The following is a 1,319-nucleotide window of genomic DNA, read 5'->3' on the forward strand; positions in this document are numbered from 1 at the left end:
AATCCTTATCTGGCAAGAGACTTAATTGATTAGTTCGCTCTAGAGCAAAAACAATTGACAAAAATCGCTAAATGCCTTTCTCTATAAGGGTTCCATCCCTTATAACCCCCGTCCATTGCATAACAATTACCGAAGAGCCACAATCAGCTAAAGAAATGCGCTTAATTAGTGCCTTATATTGGCTTACTTGTCGCCAAAACTTGCTACTTAAATCAAAGCGAGTTTTTATGTTAATATCACTTAATTCTTGAATTAGTTTTTCTGTTTCTGATTCTCCTATATCGCGATAAAAATTATAGTAAACTTCGCAAAGATTAACAACATGAATCATTTTGTTATTATTTTGATTAGTGATGGTTTCTCTGACAAGATCCGCTCCTGTTTCATTACGAACAAAAGCAATTACAGCACAAGCATCTAAAATGATATTCATCTAAGTACCTAAGCAAAATTAATTACACATATCTAACCACCTCTTGCCTCTTGCCTTTTGCCTTTTGCCTATCTTCACTAGGAAATTTATTTTGCACGACTACTTATTACGCTCCTCCCAATCAATTTCTGCTTGTTTTTGTTGGGCAAAATCTTCACTACTGGTGGGTGCATGAGCATATTTACCTTGTAATGATTTAATTAACTGTTGTCTTTCTTCTTCTGATTTAGGTTTAATTTGAGGCAAAAAATTTTGCTCGATTAACTCTCTAATTTGCAATAATTGTTCGCCAGAAAGATTAGCTAATGATTCAATTATTTGTTGACGTATTGCTGTAGCATTCATGATTATTACTGACAATTAAGTATAAAAAGTTACTATGGTTACAATCTATCACAAAAAATGCTAATTGGCCAGCAAACCTCTAAAATTAAGCAAATAACTGCCTCGCTTTGACGTTAGCGATCGCATCTTCGCAATAACTGAGAAAACGGGTTTCTTTGAGAAACCCGTTTTCTGTAAATTTTTGTTATAGAAACCTTGAAAAATTCGGGATTCTTTGCATAAAATAGTCGAAGTCATCCTTTGCGGTCAATGTCATGACTTCTACCCTCTTGCCGAGCTTTCCTGCTGTTGACGATGTTTTGTTCAATTTTGCTCAATCTGATGGCTTTGTTCAAGCTAATCAGGTGGATAGTGCGAGAAATCAGCGTTTAACCGCTACTGTAGTTTTCCTCGATGCTGGTGTTACCGATTATCAAAGTCTCCAAGCTGGGGTAATTCCAGAAGTCGCCACGGTTATTCTCTCTCCCAACGAAGACGGAATCGAACAAATATCCGCTTTTTTACAACAAAATCCCCAGATTACCACCATTCACCTCTATTA

2 protein-coding genes and 1 pseudogene are annotated in these 1,319 nt (G+C 36.2%); 1 reads left to right on the forward strand and 2 read right to left on the reverse strand.

Features of this window, described 5'->3' with window-relative positions; all coding sequences use genetic code 11:
- Positions 1–199: 199 nt before the first annotated feature.
- Positions 200–433: pseudogene (locus tag PX482_RS22005) on the reverse strand (PIN domain-containing protein); the annotation flags it as partial.
- Between the two features lie 99 nt (positions 434–532).
- Entirely contained in the window at positions 533–778 is a 246-nt protein-coding gene (locus tag PX482_RS22010; protein ID WP_288097268.1) for a hypothetical protein, read from the reverse strand.
- A gap of 254 nt (positions 779–1,032) precedes the next feature.
- On the opposite strand from PX482_RS22010, the gene PX482_RS22015 reads away from it, so the two are divergent.
- On the forward strand, positions 1,033–1,319 hold a 287-nt coding region (locus PX482_RS22015; RefSeq protein WP_288123013.1), incomplete at its 3' end, for a DUF4347 domain-containing protein.

This window comes from Microcystis sp. M53602_WE12, assembly GCF_030065455.1.
In the GTDB taxonomy this organism is placed as follows: Bacteria; Cyanobacteriota; Cyanobacteriia; order Cyanobacteriales; family Microcystaceae; genus Microcystis; species Microcystis aeruginosa.